The 14,545-nt window shown below is 65.8% G+C and carries 10 protein-coding genes; 7 read left to right on the top strand and 3 right to left on the bottom strand.

The window, feature by feature from the left end; translation table 11 throughout:
* Positions 1-6 precede the first annotated feature (6 nt).
* The 3 genes from PHI64_RS05175 to PHI64_RS05165 are packed head-to-tail and all read left to right on the top strand — an operon-like array spanning position 7 to position 4,711.
* Positions 7-1,209, top strand: coding sequence for an efflux RND transporter periplasmic adaptor subunit (locus PHI64_RS05175; RefSeq protein WP_299879588.1), 1,203 nt, complete (start codon positions 7-9; stop codon positions 1,207-1,209).
* A gap of 9 nt (positions 1,210-1,218) precedes the next feature.
* Complete coding sequence (locus PHI64_RS05170) at positions 1,219-4,317, top strand: CusA/CzcA family heavy metal efflux RND transporter (protein ID WP_299879585.1); 3,099 nt, start codon at positions 1,219-1,221, stop codon at positions 4,315-4,317.
* Between the two features lie 58 nt (positions 4,318-4,375).
* Positions 4,376-4,711 carry a P-II family nitrogen regulator gene (locus tag PHI64_RS05165; RefSeq protein ID WP_299879583.1) on the top strand — a complete coding sequence of 112 codons (336 nt, stop codon included), beginning with the start codon at positions 4,376-4,378 and terminating at the stop codon, positions 4,709-4,711.
* A gap of 34 nt (positions 4,712-4,745) precedes the next feature.
* Here the strand turns inward: PHI64_RS05165 and PHI64_RS05160 are convergent, their stop codons facing one another.
* Positions 4,746-6,791 carry a TonB-dependent siderophore receptor gene (locus PHI64_RS05160; RefSeq protein ID WP_299879580.1) on the bottom strand — a complete coding sequence of 682 codons (2,046 nt, stop codon included), beginning with the start codon at positions 6,789-6,791 and terminating at the stop codon, positions 4,746-4,748.
* Between the two features lie 179 nt (positions 6,792-6,970).
* Positions 6,971-8,497: a DegQ family serine endoprotease gene (locus tag PHI64_RS05155; protein WP_299879577.1), complete on the bottom strand. Its 1,527-nt coding sequence runs from the start codon at positions 8,495-8,497 to the stop codon at positions 6,971-6,973.
* Positions 8,498-8,685: 188 nt separating this feature from the next.
* Between PHI64_RS05155 and PHI64_RS05150 the strand changes: the two genes are divergently transcribed.
* Positions 8,686-9,603 (top strand): hydrogen peroxide-inducible genes activator, encoded by a 918-nt coding sequence (locus PHI64_RS05150; protein WP_299879574.1) that lies wholly within the window; start codon positions 8,686-8,688, stop codon positions 9,601-9,603.
* Here PHI64_RS05150 and PHI64_RS05145 read toward each other — a convergent pair.
* The gene (locus tag PHI64_RS05145; protein WP_299879571.1) at positions 9,593-10,207 is read right to left on the bottom strand and encodes a 5-formyltetrahydrofolate cyclo-ligase; all 615 of its coding nucleotides are present in this window, start codon (positions 10,205-10,207) and stop codon (positions 9,593-9,595) included. The genes PHI64_RS05150 and PHI64_RS05145 overlap by 11 nt on opposite strands.
* 82 nt (positions 10,208-10,289) lie before the next feature.
* Here PHI64_RS05145 and PHI64_RS05140 point away from each other — a divergent pair, with 82 nt between their 5' ends.
* From PHI64_RS05140 to PHI64_RS05130, 3 genes are all read left to right on the top strand, one after another.
* Positions 10,290-12,227: a lytic transglycosylase domain-containing protein gene (locus PHI64_RS05140; protein ID WP_299879568.1), complete on the top strand. Its 1,938-nt coding sequence runs from the start codon at positions 10,290-10,292 to the stop codon at positions 12,225-12,227.
* Positions 12,228-12,296: 69 nt separating this feature from the next.
* A complete protein-coding gene (locus tag PHI64_RS05135; protein ID WP_299879565.1) occupies positions 12,297-13,253 on the top strand; it encodes a complex I NDUFA9 subunit family protein in 957 nt (318 codons plus the stop codon).
* A complete protein-coding gene (locus PHI64_RS05130) occupies positions 13,250-14,518 on the top strand; it encodes a multifunctional CCA addition/repair protein (protein WP_299879563.1) in 1,269 nt (422 codons plus the stop codon). Before PHI64_RS05135 ends, PHI64_RS05130 begins: the two co-directional genes overlap by 4 nt.
* The last annotated feature ends 27 nt before the right edge of the window (positions 14,519-14,545 follow it).

Below are 14,545 nucleotides of genomic sequence, written 5' to 3'. Positions count from 1 at the left end.
CTTCCCATGAAGCTACGACCGACTACCCTGGCCATCTTGATGGCCGCCATGGTTCTTGCCGCCTGCAAGGACGCTCCGAACTCCGCGGGCAAGCCCGCAGCCACGGCCGAGCAGGCCACCACCACCCTCAGTGAAGGGACTGGCGAGGCCGTCAGCGTGGCGCCGCCCGACCCGCTGCTGGTCACTGTTCCGCCCAACTTTGGTGCGCCCATCAAGGTTACCTCGGCAGGCAACACCCAGGTTTCCGACACCCTGCGGGTGGCCGGCAAGGTGGACTTCGACCAGGCCCGGGTGACCCGCATCGGGGCCACCGTGACGGGGCGGGTCATCGAGATCCAGGCCCATCTGGGTCAGCAGGTCCGTGTCGGCGATTCCCTCGCCGTCATCAACAGTACCGAGCTGGGTGAGGCCCAGCTCAGCTACCTCAAGGCGCGCGCCCAGGCCGATTTGCAGGCGCGCAGCGTTGAGCGCGCCCGCCAGCTGTTTGCCGCCGACGTGATCGGCAAGGCCGAATTGCAGCGCCGGGAGAGCGAATTGTCGATTGCTTCGGCAGAGCAGCGCGGCGCGGCCGACCAGCTGCGGGTGCTCGGCATGTCGTCAGGGGCCATTAACAAGCTGGGCTCCAGCGGTGCCATCAACTCGGTGACCTCGGTGGCCTCCACCATGGCCGGTACGGTGGTCGAGCGCCAGGTGGCGCCGGGGCAAGTGGTGCAGCCTGCCGATGCCCTGTATGTGGTGGCCGACCTGTCCCGGGTGTGGGTGACCGCCGAGGTGCCGGAGCAGCAGGGCGCCCTGGTGAAGTCGGGGCAGACGGTGGATATCGAAGTGCCGGCGCTGGGTTCGCGCCTGACCGGCAAGCTGATCTACGTGGCCGATACGGTGAATCCGGAAACGCGCACCATCACCGTGCGCAGCGTGGTGGATAACGCCAACCGTCAGCTCAAGCCGGCCATGCTGGCTACCATGCTGATCCAGGCCGCGCCGGTGGAGCGGGTGGTGGTGCCGGCTCAGGCGGTGGTACGTGACGGCGACGCCGACAATGTGTTCGTCGAGGTGGCCAAGGGGCAGTTCCGCCTGACGCCGGTGCGCCTGGGGCCGGACATGGAGGGCAAGCGTGCCGTCCTGTCGGGGCTCAAGCCTGAACAGCCGATTCTCGTCGAGGGTGCCTTCCACCTGAACAACGAGCGCAAGCGCAAGGAACTGGAGTAAGGACCGGCCATGATCCAATCATTAGTCCGAGCCGCCCTCCAGCAGCGCCTGGTGGTGGTGGTGGTGGCCGTCGTGCTGCTGGCGTTTGGCATGAATGCCGCTCGCAAGCTGTCGGTGGACGCCTTTCCCGATGTAACCAACGTGCAGGTGCAGATCGCCACCGAAGCCAAGGGGCGCTCCCCCGAGGAGGTGGAACGCTTTGTCACCGTGCCCCTGGAAATCTCCATGACCGGCCTGCCCGGGCTGGAGGAAATGCGCTCCCTCAACAAACCCGGCCTGTCGCTGATCACCCTGGTGTTCACCGATGCCACCGATGTGTACTTTGCCCGCCAGCTGGTCATGGAGCGCCTGCTGGAGGTGGGCAGCCGCATGCCCGAGGGCGTGGTGCCGGTGCTGGGCCCCGTGTCCACGGGCCTGGGCGAGGTATACCAGTACACCCTCGACCATCCCGATGACGGTGATCGCAAACTCACCGAGAAGGAGCTGACCGAGAGGCGCATCGTGCAGGACTGGGTGGTGCGACCGCTGCTGCGCTCAATTCCGGGTGTGGCCGAGATCAACTCCCAGGGCGGCTATGCCCGGCAGTACCAAGTGCTGGTGAACCCGGACCGCCTGCGCCACCACCACTTGACCGTGAGGGATGTGTACGAGGCGGTGGCCCGCAACAACGCCAACTCCGGCGGCGGGGTATTGCCCCAGTATTCGGAGCAGTATCTGATCCGCGGCATCGGCCTGGTGAAGAGCCTGGGCGACATCGGCTCGATCGTGCTCAAGGAGGTGGGTGGTACGCCGGTGTACATCCGCGATGTGGCCGAGGTGACTTTTGGCCATGAGGTGCGTCAGGGGGCGGTGGTGAAGAACGGTGTCACCGAGTCGGTGGGTGGCATTGTGATGATGCTGCGTGGCGGCAACGCCAAGGAGGTGGTCGGCCGCATCAAGACCCGGGTGGCCGAGATCAACGACAAGGGGATGCTGCCCGACGGCCTCAAGATCGTGCCCTACTATGACCGCTCCGAGTTGGTGGACGCAGCCTTGTGGACGGTGATCAAGGTGCTGCTGGAGGGTATTGCCCTGGTGGTGGTGGTGCTTTTCCTGTTTCTGGGGGATGTACGCTCCAGCCTGATCGTGGTGGCCACCCTGGTGCTGACGCCGCTGCTTACCTTCATGGCCATGAACCATTACGGCATCTCGGCGAACCTGATGTCTCTGGGGGGGCTGGCCATCGCCATCGGCTTGATGGTCGATGGCTCGGTGGTGGTGGTGGAAAACGCCTTCGCCCGTCTCGGCCATGTGGGTGAGGGGGAGAGCAAGGTGCGGGTGATCTTCGACGCGGTGCAGGAGGTGGCCACGCCGGTGATCTTCGGGGTCGGCATCATCATCCTGGTGTTTCTGCCGCTGATGACCCTGCAGGGCATGGAGGGCAAGATGTTTGCGCCTCTGGCCTACACCATCGCCATTGCCCTGGCGGCGTCCTTGTTCCTGTCTCTGACGCTGACCCCGGTGCTTTCCTCCTACCTGCTCAAGGGTGGTGCGGAGCACGACACCTGGCTGATTGCGAAGATCAAGGCGCCTTATCTGAAGATGCTCCACTGGTCGGTGGGCAACAGTCGCAAGACGGTGGTGGGCGGCGTGGTGCTGCTGGTGGTGACCCTCGGTATGTTCCCCTTCCTGGGAACGGCCTTCATCCCCGAGATGAAGGAAGGTTCGGTGGTGCCGGGTATCAACCGGGTGCCCAACATCTCCCTGGATGAATCCATCAAGATGGAGATGCAGGCGATGAAGCTGGTCATGGAGGTGCCGGGCGTCAAATCGGCCATCTCCGGTGTGGGGCGTGGCGAATCCCCGGCCGACCCTCAGGGCCAGAACGAGTCGACCCCCATCGTCAGCCTCAAGCCCCGGGACGAGTGGCCCGCCGGCTGGACCCAGGACACCATCGCCGACGCCATGCGCGAGAAGCTCAAGGTCTTGCCGGGTGCCCAGGTGGTGATGGCTCAGCCCATCTCCGACCGGGTGGATGAGATGGTCACCGGGGTGCGCTCCGACGTGGCGGTGAAGGTGTTTGGTGACGATCTGGATCTGCTGAAGAAGAAGGCGGAGGAGATCGCCCGGGTGGCGTCGGGCATCACCGGGGCCACCGACATCCGCGTCGAGCGGGTGACGGGGCAGCAATACCTGTCCATCGAGATCGATCGCAGCGCCATCGCCCGCCACGGCCTCAATGTGTCGGATGTCAACGACGTGATCGAGGCGGCCATCGGCGGCAAGCAGGCTACCGAGGTGTACGAGGGCGAACGACGCTTTGCGTCGGTGGTGCGCCTGCCCGAGAGCTTCCGCGACAACGTGGAGAAGATCGGCAACATTCTGGTGAATGCCCCGGGCGGCGTGCAGGTAGCCCTGGAAAATCTGGCCCAGATCCATATCGTCGATGGCCCGGCACAGATTTCCCGCGAGCTGGCCAAGCGTCGAGTCGTGGTGGCCATCAACGTGAAGGACCGTGACCTGGGTGGTTTCGTGGCGGAGCTGCAGAAGACGGTGGAATCCAAGGTGGAGCTGAAGGACGGCTATTACCTGGAGTGGGGTGGCCAGTTCCAGAACCTGGAGCGGGCCATGGGCCACCTGACCATCATCATCCCGGTGACGGTGGCGGCGATCTTCTTCCTGCTCTTCCTGTTGTTCGGGTCGTTGAAGCTGGCCAGCCTGATCATCCTGGTGCTGCCTTTTGCCAGCGTGGGCGGGGTGTTGGGCTTGCTGTTTACAGGTGAATACCTGTCTGTGCCGGCGTCGGTGGGCTTCATCGCCCTGTGGGGCATCGCGGTGCTCAACGGGGTGGTGCTGGTGAGTTACATCCGCAGCCTGCGCACCGAGGGGATGCCTGTGGCCCAGGCCGTGGTGCAGGGTGCGACCCTGCGTTTCCGGCCAGTCATGATGACGGCGACGGTAGCCCTGCTGGCGCTGATCCCCTTCCTGTTCGCCACTGGACCGGGTTCAGAGGTGCAGCGCCCCCTCGCCATCGTGGTGATCGGCGGCCTGATCACCTCCACGCTGCTGACCCTCGTGGTGTTGCCGACCCTGTACAAGTGGTTCGACGACACGCCCTACGAAGCCTGATCACCGCTGGACGGGCCGCCGCTGACGGTGGCTCGTCCCTGAGAATGAAGGAGTGCACATGAAGGAAATTCGCGCTGTCATCCGCCCCCAGAAGCTGCCCCGCCTGCGTGAGGTGCTGCGGGCGATTCCGGGCTTCCCGGGCATGACCATCAGCAAGGTGGCAGGATGTGGAGCCACCTCCCGGCATATCCCCAATACCATCCGCGAGGTGCTCACCGACTTCACCGACAAGGTGCGGATCGAGATCATCGCGCCCGACGAAATGGCCGATACGCTGGTTGATCAAATCGTCCAGGTGGCCAGCACCGGTCAGACCGGAGACGGGTTGGTGTGGGTGACGGAAATCCAGAGAGCGGTGTTCATCCACAAGACGGTCGGCTCGGACAGCGTCTGAGCCTGCAGTTTGGCGTCCGGGGCAGAGCGCTCGCCTAGAGTTCGATGCCCAGGGACAGCCAGACCATGCTGGAGGCCGGGTTGACGGGCTTGTTGAGGTGCACCGGCAGGCATTGTTCGGAGCGATCAGCGATTTCCTGGTGACGTTCGCCCAGGTTGATGCCGTTGATCGCCACCTCCACCCGCCGGCCGTCCACCTGAAAGGCCTTGGCGATGCGCAGATCAAGGCTGGTATAGGCCGGCGAGGTGTAATCGCAGCCGGGTACGTAACCATAGCCACCGGCCAGGGAGCCCATACGCAGGATGCTGGCGGTGCTCTTCCAGCCGTTGCCGTAGTCCTGCAGCCAGGTCAGGCTGGCCGAGTACGGTGCAGTGCGCTTGGCCACCTCGGGCTCGTCGGTGTGGCGGTCGATCAGGGTGTGGCTGAGCAGGATCTCGGTGCCCGCCCGGGGTTTGGTGCGGAACTGGTATTCGAGGCCGCGCAGCACCACCGGGGAATCCAGATTGACGAACTGGGATGACGGCAGGGCGCTCAGCGCCAGGGGGCCGATGGGTGAGGGCACATTGCGGCGGACCACGAAGTTGCGGATGCGTTCGTTGAAGATCCGCAGGTCGAAGGTCGCGTCGATGCTCTGGAAGCGCCCCAGATAACCCACTTCCACGGTGTCTACCGACGGAGTGCGCAGGTTGGGATTGGGGACATATGGCCAAGCGATGGGGGCGCTGGTCAGGGGGTCGGTGTTGAGCGCATACGCGCGCACGTCACCGTGGATGTCGAACATGTTGCGCTGCTGCCAGGCCCGGGCATAGCCGGCCCGGAAGGTGTCGGTGGGGCTGGCCTGCCAGTTTACAAAGGCCCGGGGAATGAATTGGGCGGCGATGTCGCCATTCTTCTCGAGGAGCCCACCCAGGTTCAGTTGCCAGGCCGGGGTCAGATGCCAATCCAGGTTGGAGAAGGCCCGGTACATGCTCATGCTGGGTGGTTTAGTGCCGGCAAACAGGAAGGGCGCACGGGATTCGTCGCGCCGCCCTTCCAGCCCCCACACCAGCCGCGCCTGGGGGTTGAGGGCAAGGCGGTGCTGCAGCTCGATGTTGGTCCGGTCGCTGCTGCGGTTGCGGTTGAGAGGTACGTTGGGGAAGGCGGGCGAACTGGCGGTCCACCGGTCAACGTTGGATTCATGGTTGCGATAGAGGCTGACCAGCCACTCTTCCTCGTGGCTCAGGGTGCGCCGCCAGGTCAGGTGGATGGTGCTTGCTTCGGCGCCGGCGGTGCGTTCCCCGTTGTTGTTGTAGATGGAGTCGGGGTAACCCATGCCGCGTTCGAGGCGGTTGTAGCCAGCACGCAGGGTGAGTTCGTCGCGGGCATTGAGACGGTAGTCGCTGCGCAGGCTGAGGGTCTGGCTGACGCGGGCATCATTGACGCGGCTGAAACCGTTGTCGCGGATCTGCCCTGCGGAGAGTCGCAGGCCCAGGTCATCACTGCCGCCAGTCCAACTGGCGCGGATATCGGCAATGCCGTGATTGCCGGCGTTGACCTGGCCGGACGCGCCGCGTTCCTGGTGGCTGTGGCGGGTGATGATATTGATCACCCCGAGGAAGGCGTTGGCGCCATAAGCATTGGAGTTGGTGCCGCGCACCACCTCAATGCGCTCGATCTCATCGATGGTCAGGGGTAGGGACGACCAGTCGACACCGCCAAAGGAACTGGGCGCATATACCGAGCGCCCATCTACGAGCACCTGGATTTCGGTGGGGAAGTCGCTACCCAGGCCATGGTAGGTGACCCACTGGGAGTGCCCGCGCTCCTGGCCGATCTGCATGCCCGGTACAAGACGCAGCAGACGTGCCACATCGCGGTAGCCGGTTGCCTGGATGAAATGCCGGTCGAGGATGGTGACCGCACCGGGGGCTTCGTTGAGTACCTGGGGCAGTCGCGACGCCGACAGGACCGTTGGCAGATCCTCGAAAAACGGCGACTCCGCACTGTAGCCCGCCTGGCTGTCATCAGCGAAAACGGTATGTGTGCATGCAAGGCCCGCAAGCGCGGTGAGCAAGGACCGCCGGGAGAACAGCGAGGGCATCGGACGAGTTTTTGTTATGGTGAGTCGGGGCCTTCCCTATTTTCAACCACGCCCCAACGTTCCGATTATAAAGCTTGCATGTTGGTCCGCCTGTGTATTCTTTTACTCTTATATTGTGAATTGATGCACCTTGGTGGTGCCCGCCCGGCTGCGGGCACCACCAGACCCGGTTGATGTACTCAGTTGATCCGGATGGGCAGGAAGATCCGGCTGCCGCCCCGCTGGATGAGCAGGGCAAAGCGGTTGCCGGCCGCATCAAGCTGTTTGCGGAACTGTTCGACCGAGGTGATTGGCTGATTGTTGATGCCGAGAATCAGGTCGCCGTTCTGCAGGCCGGCCTTTGCCGCCGGGCCGCTGACACCTTCCACGACGATCCCGCCGGGAATGCCCAGGCGGCTCGCCTCCTGTCCGGTCAGGGCACGGCCACTCAGGCCCAGCTTGTTGCTGGTGCTGTCACTCTTGCGTTCGGGGCTGGCAGCGAGGGCCTTCTCTCCGGCTTGTTCGCCCAGGGTGACGGCGACCTCCCGGGTCTTGCGATCCCGCCAGACCGACAGGCGGACGGTGGTGCCGGGTTTCTGTTCGCCGATGATGCGTGGCAGATCGGCGGAGTTGTCCACTTTTTGGCCATTGACCCCGAGAACCACGTCGCCAGGTTGCAACCCTCCCTTCTCGGCCGGTGAACCCGCTTCCACGTTGGCGACGAGTGCGCCTGCGGGCTTGTCGAGGCCGAAGTTCTGGGCCAGATCGGCGTCGAGCCCCTGGATGGTCACGCCGAGGCGGCCTCGTGAAACCTTGCCGTATTTCTGCAACTGTTCCTTCACCTTCATCGCCACGTCGATGGGGATGGCGAAGGAGATGCCCATGAAGCCGCCCGAGCGGGAGTAGATCTGGGAGTTGATACCGACCACTTCACCGGCCAGGTTGAACAGGGGGCCACCGGAGTTGCCTGGGTTGATGGCCACATCGGTCTGGATGAAGGGAACGTAGTTTTCGTCCGGCAGGCGGCGGGCCTTTGCACTGACGATACCGGCGGTGACCGTGTTCTCGAAGCCAAAGGGCGAGCCCATGGCCACCACCCATTCGCCGACCTTGGTGCGCTCGGCATCGCCGGTCTTGACGAAGGGCAGGCCACTGGCGTCGATCTTCAGCAGGGCCACATCGGTGCGTTTGTCTGCACCCACCACTTTGGCCTTGAATTCGCGCTTGTCGGTGAGGCGCACGGTGACTTCGCTCGCGCCATCAACCACGTGGGCATTGGTCAGCACATAGCCATCGGCGCTGACAATGAAGCCCGAGCCTACGCCTTGCTGGATCTGTTCCGGGCTGCGGTTTCCGCCGCCATTGCCACCACCGCCCGGCATGCCCGGCACGGGGACGCCGAAGCGGCGCAGAAAGTCATAGAAGGGGTCGCCGGCAAAAGGGTCTTCCCCGCTTGTGGCACCGCCGCCGCGGGAGACCTTCTGGGTGACGCTGATATTGACTACAGCGGGGCCTACCTGCTCGACCAGTGCGGAGAAGTCGGGCAGCCCGTAGCGGCTGGCCGGCGCAGCGACGGCGGGGGCCGCCTGAGGCGTGGGGGCGACGCTGGCAGGTGCGCCATTGGCGGCATGAGACGGGGAGATGGCGCCGCCCTCCTGCAGGCATCCGGTGAGGGCCAGGACAAGGGCGGAAAAGGCAAAGGTCGATCGAACCAGTACAGGTTTCATCTGTTGCTCCAGTGGATGGCCTGAAAATTGACGTTTCCAGGGGGTATCACGTTCCGTTTTTGAACAAGTGCTTACAAAATGGGGGTGCTTTGGCGGAGTGCAAGCCCCCGTGACGACGGCCTGCCCGGGTGGGCCCTTGGGGCGATGAAGATGTATAGTTAATCACTATTGCTAACTGGGGCTGCCTGATGACGCTTACCGATCTTCGCTATCTCGTTGCGCTGGCCCGTGAGCGTCACTTTGGCCATGCGGCGGAGCGTTGCAATGTCAGCCAGCCGACGCTCTCGGTGGCCATCAAGAAACTTGAGGACGAGCTGGCGGTCACTCTGTTCGAACGCAGTGCGGCCGACGTGAAGATCACCGACATCGGTGCGCGCATCGTCGCCCAGGCCGAAAAAGTGCTGCTCGAAGCCGGGCAGATCAAGGAGCTGGCGACCGCGGGGCGCGATCCTCTGTCCGGCCCGCTAAAGCTCGGCGTGATCTATACCATTGGCCCCTACCTGCTGCCGCACCTGATTCCCCGAGTCCATGCCGCGGCGCCGTCGATGCCCCTGCTGATCCAGGAAAACTACACCGCCCGCCTGGCCGAGTCCCTGAAGCGCGGTGACCTGGATGTGATCGTGGTGGCCTTGCCCTTCGAAGAGCCCGGCATCGTCACCCAGGCGGTATATGACGAACCCTTCCGGGTGCTGATGCCCGCCGGCCATGCCTGGGAGGACGATGCGACGATTCCCGCCGCGCGCCTGGCCGAGGCGCCCCTGCTGCTGCTTGGCGCCGGCAACTGCTTCCGCGACCAGGTGCTTGAGGTGTGCCCCCTGTGCCGAGGCGGTGAGGGGCTGCAGCGCACCCTGGAGGGGAGTTCCCTGGAAACCATCCGCCACATGGTAGCCACTGGTGCCGGCATCACCGTGTTGCCCAGTTCTGCTGCCGACCCCCTGCCCGGTGGCAATTCTCTCCTCACCGTGCGCCCCTTCGAGGCGCCGGAGCCTTTCCGGCGCATTGCCCTGGCCTGGCGGGTGACCTATCCGCGCAGCGGGGCCATCGATGTGATCCGGGCGGCCATTCTCGGCAGCCCCCTGCAAGGGGTGCGTCCGGTCAGTCGCTGAGGTCTGGCCTGGCGCGGAAGCTGCCGGCCTCGGTGACGATCCAGTCCATGGGCTGGTCGTGGGGCTGGGGGTGGGTGGTTTCAGTGCGGGCCAGTTCGAAGGCCACGCCAATGCACAGGGGCGCCGGGTCGAGGGCAGCCAGGGTGCGGTCGAAGTAGCCGCCGCCGTAGCCCAGCCGGTAGCCCGCCGTGTCAAAGGCGTTGAGGGGCACCAAGATCACGTCCGGTTCCACCCGTTCCCCGTGTGCCGGCACCGGAATGCCGTGATGATCCGTTTCCATGGTGTCGCCCGGTTGCCAGCGCCGGAAGCCCATCGGCTGCTCTGGCGCCGTGACCTCCGGCAGGGCGGCCTGGCGCAGGGAGTCGGCCGCCAGCCAGCGCTCTACCCAGGCCACCAGGTCCACCTCTCCGCGCCATGGCCAGCAGAAGGCCAGGGTCCGGGGGGTCAGTGTTTTCAGCAGGCTCTCCAGGTGGTCTTCGATGCGCCCCGAGCGTTCTGCGCGCGCCTCTGCGGGCAGTGCTTCCCGCGCGGCGATGGCAGCCTGGCGCAGGCGTCTTCGCAGTGCAGCAATATCGCTCCCGGCGGGGAGGGTAGGGGTGTCCATTGTGCTATTCTCCGGCGGCATTTTGGCGGGGCAAAAATCAATGAAGAATAGCGCGTGGGCCGTATTGGCGGCAGTTTTATGGATGGCCCTGCCAGCCGGCGGCGACCCGGGGGACGAGCGCATCCTGCTGGCTCGGGACGCAGCGCGTAGTGCTGATCGCAGCCGCCTGGCCCTCAATGCGCCGGCCACCGGTCACGTGCTTGATTCCTACCCCGAATACTGGGCTCTGTCCAACCTGGTTGCCCGCCCGCCCGCTGATTTCGATTCCAGCCGCATACAGGATTTCATCGAGCGCAACAGCGGTAGCTGGCTGGCCGAAAAGCTGCGCGGCGAATGGCTGCGCAGCCTGGGCAAGCGCGGCGAGTGGGGCAGTTTCGTGGCCGAATATCCCAACCAGGAGCAGCCGGACCAGGAGCTGCGCTGCTATCACTACCAGGCCCGCCTGCAGAACGGTGATGGCAGTGTGCTGGGTGAGGTGCGTCCCCTGTGGTTCACCCTGGTGGACACGCCGGAAAGTTGTGTCCCGCTGCTCCAGACCCTGGCCCGTGAGGCATTGGTGGCGCCGGATGACCTGTGGCTGCGCATCCGCCGCCTGATGGAGGCCAAGCGGATCACGGGCGCCCGGGCGGTGGCCAGCTGGCTGCCGGCCGAGCAGGCGCCGGGCTCCTCCGATCTGGACAAGGCCAGCACCAACCCGTCCACCTGGCTCGACCGTCAGCCCGTCAACTTTGCCGCCAGCCGGCAGGGGCGCGAGCTGGCCTTGATCGCCTTGGCCCGTCTGTCCCGCGATGACCCGATGGGCGCCTACATGCGCTATTCCCGGCTCGACGAGCGCTTCAGCGCGGCCGAGCGGGGCTATGCCCTCGGCCAGATCGCCTGGCAGGCCGCCACCAAGCTGCTCCCCCAGGCCCATGCCTGGTACAAGGCGGCCGGTGACACGCCCATGTCCGAAGAGCAGGCAGCCTGGCGCGTGCGCGCCGCGCTGCGTGCCGGCGACTGGCGGGCAGTGAAAGCTGCCGTTGAAGCCATGTCCGCGGCTCAGCGCGATCTGCCCGACTGGACCTACTGGCTCGGGCGTGCCCAGCAGGCGCTCGGCAACAAGGAGGCCGCGCGCCAGGCCTTCGAGCGCCTGGCCGGGCACCCCACCTTCTACAGCATTCTTGCCGATGAAGAGCTCGGCCGCAGCTTCAGGCTGCCCGACAAGGCCCGTGCCACCAGTGACGAGGAAGCCGAGCGGGTGCGCCAGACCCCGGGCGTGCAGCGCGCCTTGGCGCTGTTCCGCCTCGACATGCGCACCGAAGGCACGCGGGAATGGAACTGGACTCTGCGCAATCGGGACGATCGCTTCCTCCTCGCCGCCGCCCAACTGGCCCAGCAGCTTGGTATCTACGACCGGGCCATCAACGCCGCCGACCGGACCCGCAGCGAGCACGACTACAGCCTGCGCTACCTCGCCCCCTACCGCGAACGCATCGAGCCCAACGCCCGCAGCCGGGATCTGGACACCGGCTGGGTGTACGGCCTGATGCGCCAGGAGAGCCGGTTCGTCACCTCGGCCCGCTCGGGCGTCGGCGCCCAGGGCCTGATGCAGATCATGCCGACCACCGGGCAGTGGATTGCCGGCAAGCTCGGCATGAAGGGCTACAACGTGGGCTGGTTGCGCGACCCGGACACCAACGTGATGTTCGGCACCACCTACATGCGGATGGTCCTCGAAGGCCTCGACAACCACCCGGTGCTGGCCTCAGCCGCCTACAACGCCGGCCCCGGCCGGGCCAAGCGCTGGAAGGATGTGAAGCCCCTGGAGGGCGCCATCTACGCTGAAACCATCCCCTTCGGCGAGACCCGTGACTATGTCAAGAAGGTGATGGCCAATTCCGTCGTCTATGCTCTCCTGCTGGACGGGCGCTCCCCCTCCCTGAAGAGTCGGTTGGGTACCATTGCGGCCAGCAACGGCGACGTCAGGGACGTCGGCGCTGGCGGCATGGGTAGCCCGGCACCGGGGGCGGGGCTCGAATAAGCACAGTCAGCTGGGGAATTCTTTGCCCCGGTTTCGATCTGTCAGCATGCAGCTTTCGTGGAGACAGTCATGACCCCAATCCGTAACGTGCTGGTCGTCGGTGGCAGCGGCTTCGTCGGTGCCGCCGTGGCCGAGCGCCTGACGGGCACCGGCTTCCGTCTTGTTATTCCCACGCGCCGCCGCGAGCGTGCCCGCCACCTGCTGCCTCTGCCCACCGCGGAGGTGGTCGAGGCCGACGTCTTCGACCCGCCCACCCTGGCGGGGCTGATGGCCGGCATGGATGCGGTAGTGAGCCTTGTCGGCGTGCTCCATTCGCGTACCGGTACGCCCTACGGGCCGGATTTTGCCCGTGCCCATGTGGAGCTCCCGAAGCGTCTGGTCACCGCCGCCCGCCAAGCAGGCGTGTCGCGCATCGTGCATGTGAGCGCCCTGGGCGCCAGTGCCGACGGGCCCTCCGAGTACCAGCGCTCCAAGGCCGATGGCGAGGCCGCAATCCGTGCTGCCGCGCCGGATGTCGCCTGGACCATCCTGCGCCCCTCGGTGATTTTCGGGCCTGGTGACAGCTTCCTCAACCTGTTTGCCGGCCTGCTCAGGCGTTTCCCGGTGCTGCCCCTCGGCGGTGCCGACGCCCGCTTCCAGCCGGTGTACGTGCAAGATGTGGCTGACGTGGTGGCCGAAGCCCTGCAGCGCAGCGATGCGGCGGGCCAGACCTTCGACATGGCGGGGCCCACCCAGTATTCCCTGCAAGAGCTGGTGGAGTATGTCGGGGATCTGACCGGCTACCCGCAGCCCGTCATTCCCCTGCCCGAAGGGCTGGCCATGCTCCAGGCGGGCCTGCTGGAAATGCTCCCCGGCCCGCTGATGAGCCGTGACAACGTGCGCTCCATGCGCGCCCCCAACGTCACCGCGGGTCCACCCCAGCCCTGGGGGCGGGCGCCCACCGCCCTGGAGGCGATCGCGCCCACCTACCTCGGCAAGGCCAACAAGCGTAGCCGCTTTGCCAGCTTCCAGTTGCACCGTCCATGAAGATCTACTGCGTTGGCGGCGCCATTCGCGACGAGCTCCTTGGGCTTCCGGTCAAGGACCGGGACTGGGTCGTGGTCGGTGCCACCCCAGAAACCCTGCTGGCCGAGGGCTATCGCCCGGTCGGCAAGGATTTCCCGGTCTTCCTCCACCCCCGCACCCACGAGGAGCATGCCCTGGCCCGCACTGAGCGCAAGACGGCACCGGGCTATGCCGGCTTCGTCTTCCACACCGATGCGACGGTAACCCTCGAAGAGGACCTGGCCCGGCGTGATCTCACCATCAACGCCATCGCCCGGGGCGACGACGGCGTGCTTGTCGACCCCTACGGCGGCCAGGCTGACCTGCAGGCGCGGGTCTTCCGCCATGTCAGCCCGGCTTTTGCCGAAGACCCGGTGCGCATTCTGCGCCTGGCGCGCTTCGCCGCCCGCTTCGCCGACTTTCGCGTGGCGCCGGAAACCCTGCAACTGATGCAGGCCATGGTGGCTGCCGGCGAGGTGGACGCCCTGGTACCGGAGCGGGTGTGGCAGGAGCTGGCCCGTGGCCTGATGGAAACCCGGCCGTCGCGCATGATTGAAGTGTTGCGGGACTGCGGCGCCCTGGCCCGCATCCTGCCCGAGCTGGACTGCCTGTTCGGGGTTCCCCAGCCGGCCCGCTATCACCCCGAGGTCGACACGGGTGTGCACCAACTACTCGTCATTGATGCGGCCGCTGCTTCCGGTCAGCCCCTGGCCGTGCGCCTGGCCTGCCTGCTCCACGACCTGGGCAAGGGCCTGACCCCGGCGCACATCCTGCCCCATCACTACGGCCACGAGGCGGCCAGCGAGACCCTGGCGCGCCAGGTGTGCGACCGCCTCAAATGTCCGGCCGACTGCCGCGACCTGGCCGTGATGACGGCTCGCGAACACGGCATCGTCCATCAGGCCCTGCAGTTGCGCCCGGAAACCGTGGTGAAACTCATCGAGCGCTGCGATGGCCTGCGTCGGCCGGAGCGCTTCGAGGCCATGCTGGCGGCCTGTGCCTGCGATCACAGGGGGCGTGGTGAGCCCGCGGGTGGGCGGCCCTATCCACAGCAGGCACGTCTTCTGGCGGCTCTGGACGCCGTGCGTGGGGTGGATGCAGGATCCATCGCCCGGCTGCTTGACGACAAATCGCGTATACCGGCAGAGGTCCACCAGGCCCGCGTGGTGGCGGTCAAGGCACTCGACGTTACAGCGGCGGGGAAAGATACGAAGATTGACACTTTTCCCCTTGGGGAGCGTCAGTAATCCCGCGTCCGGCCAGGGGGGATGGGG

The organism is Zoogloea sp. (assembly GCF_028689785.1).
Lineage (GTDB): Bacteria > Pseudomonadota > Gammaproteobacteria > Burkholderiales > Rhodocyclaceae > Zoogloea.
Note: the sequence above shows the minus strand (reverse complement) of the source record. Positions and strands in the feature narration are given on the sequence as shown.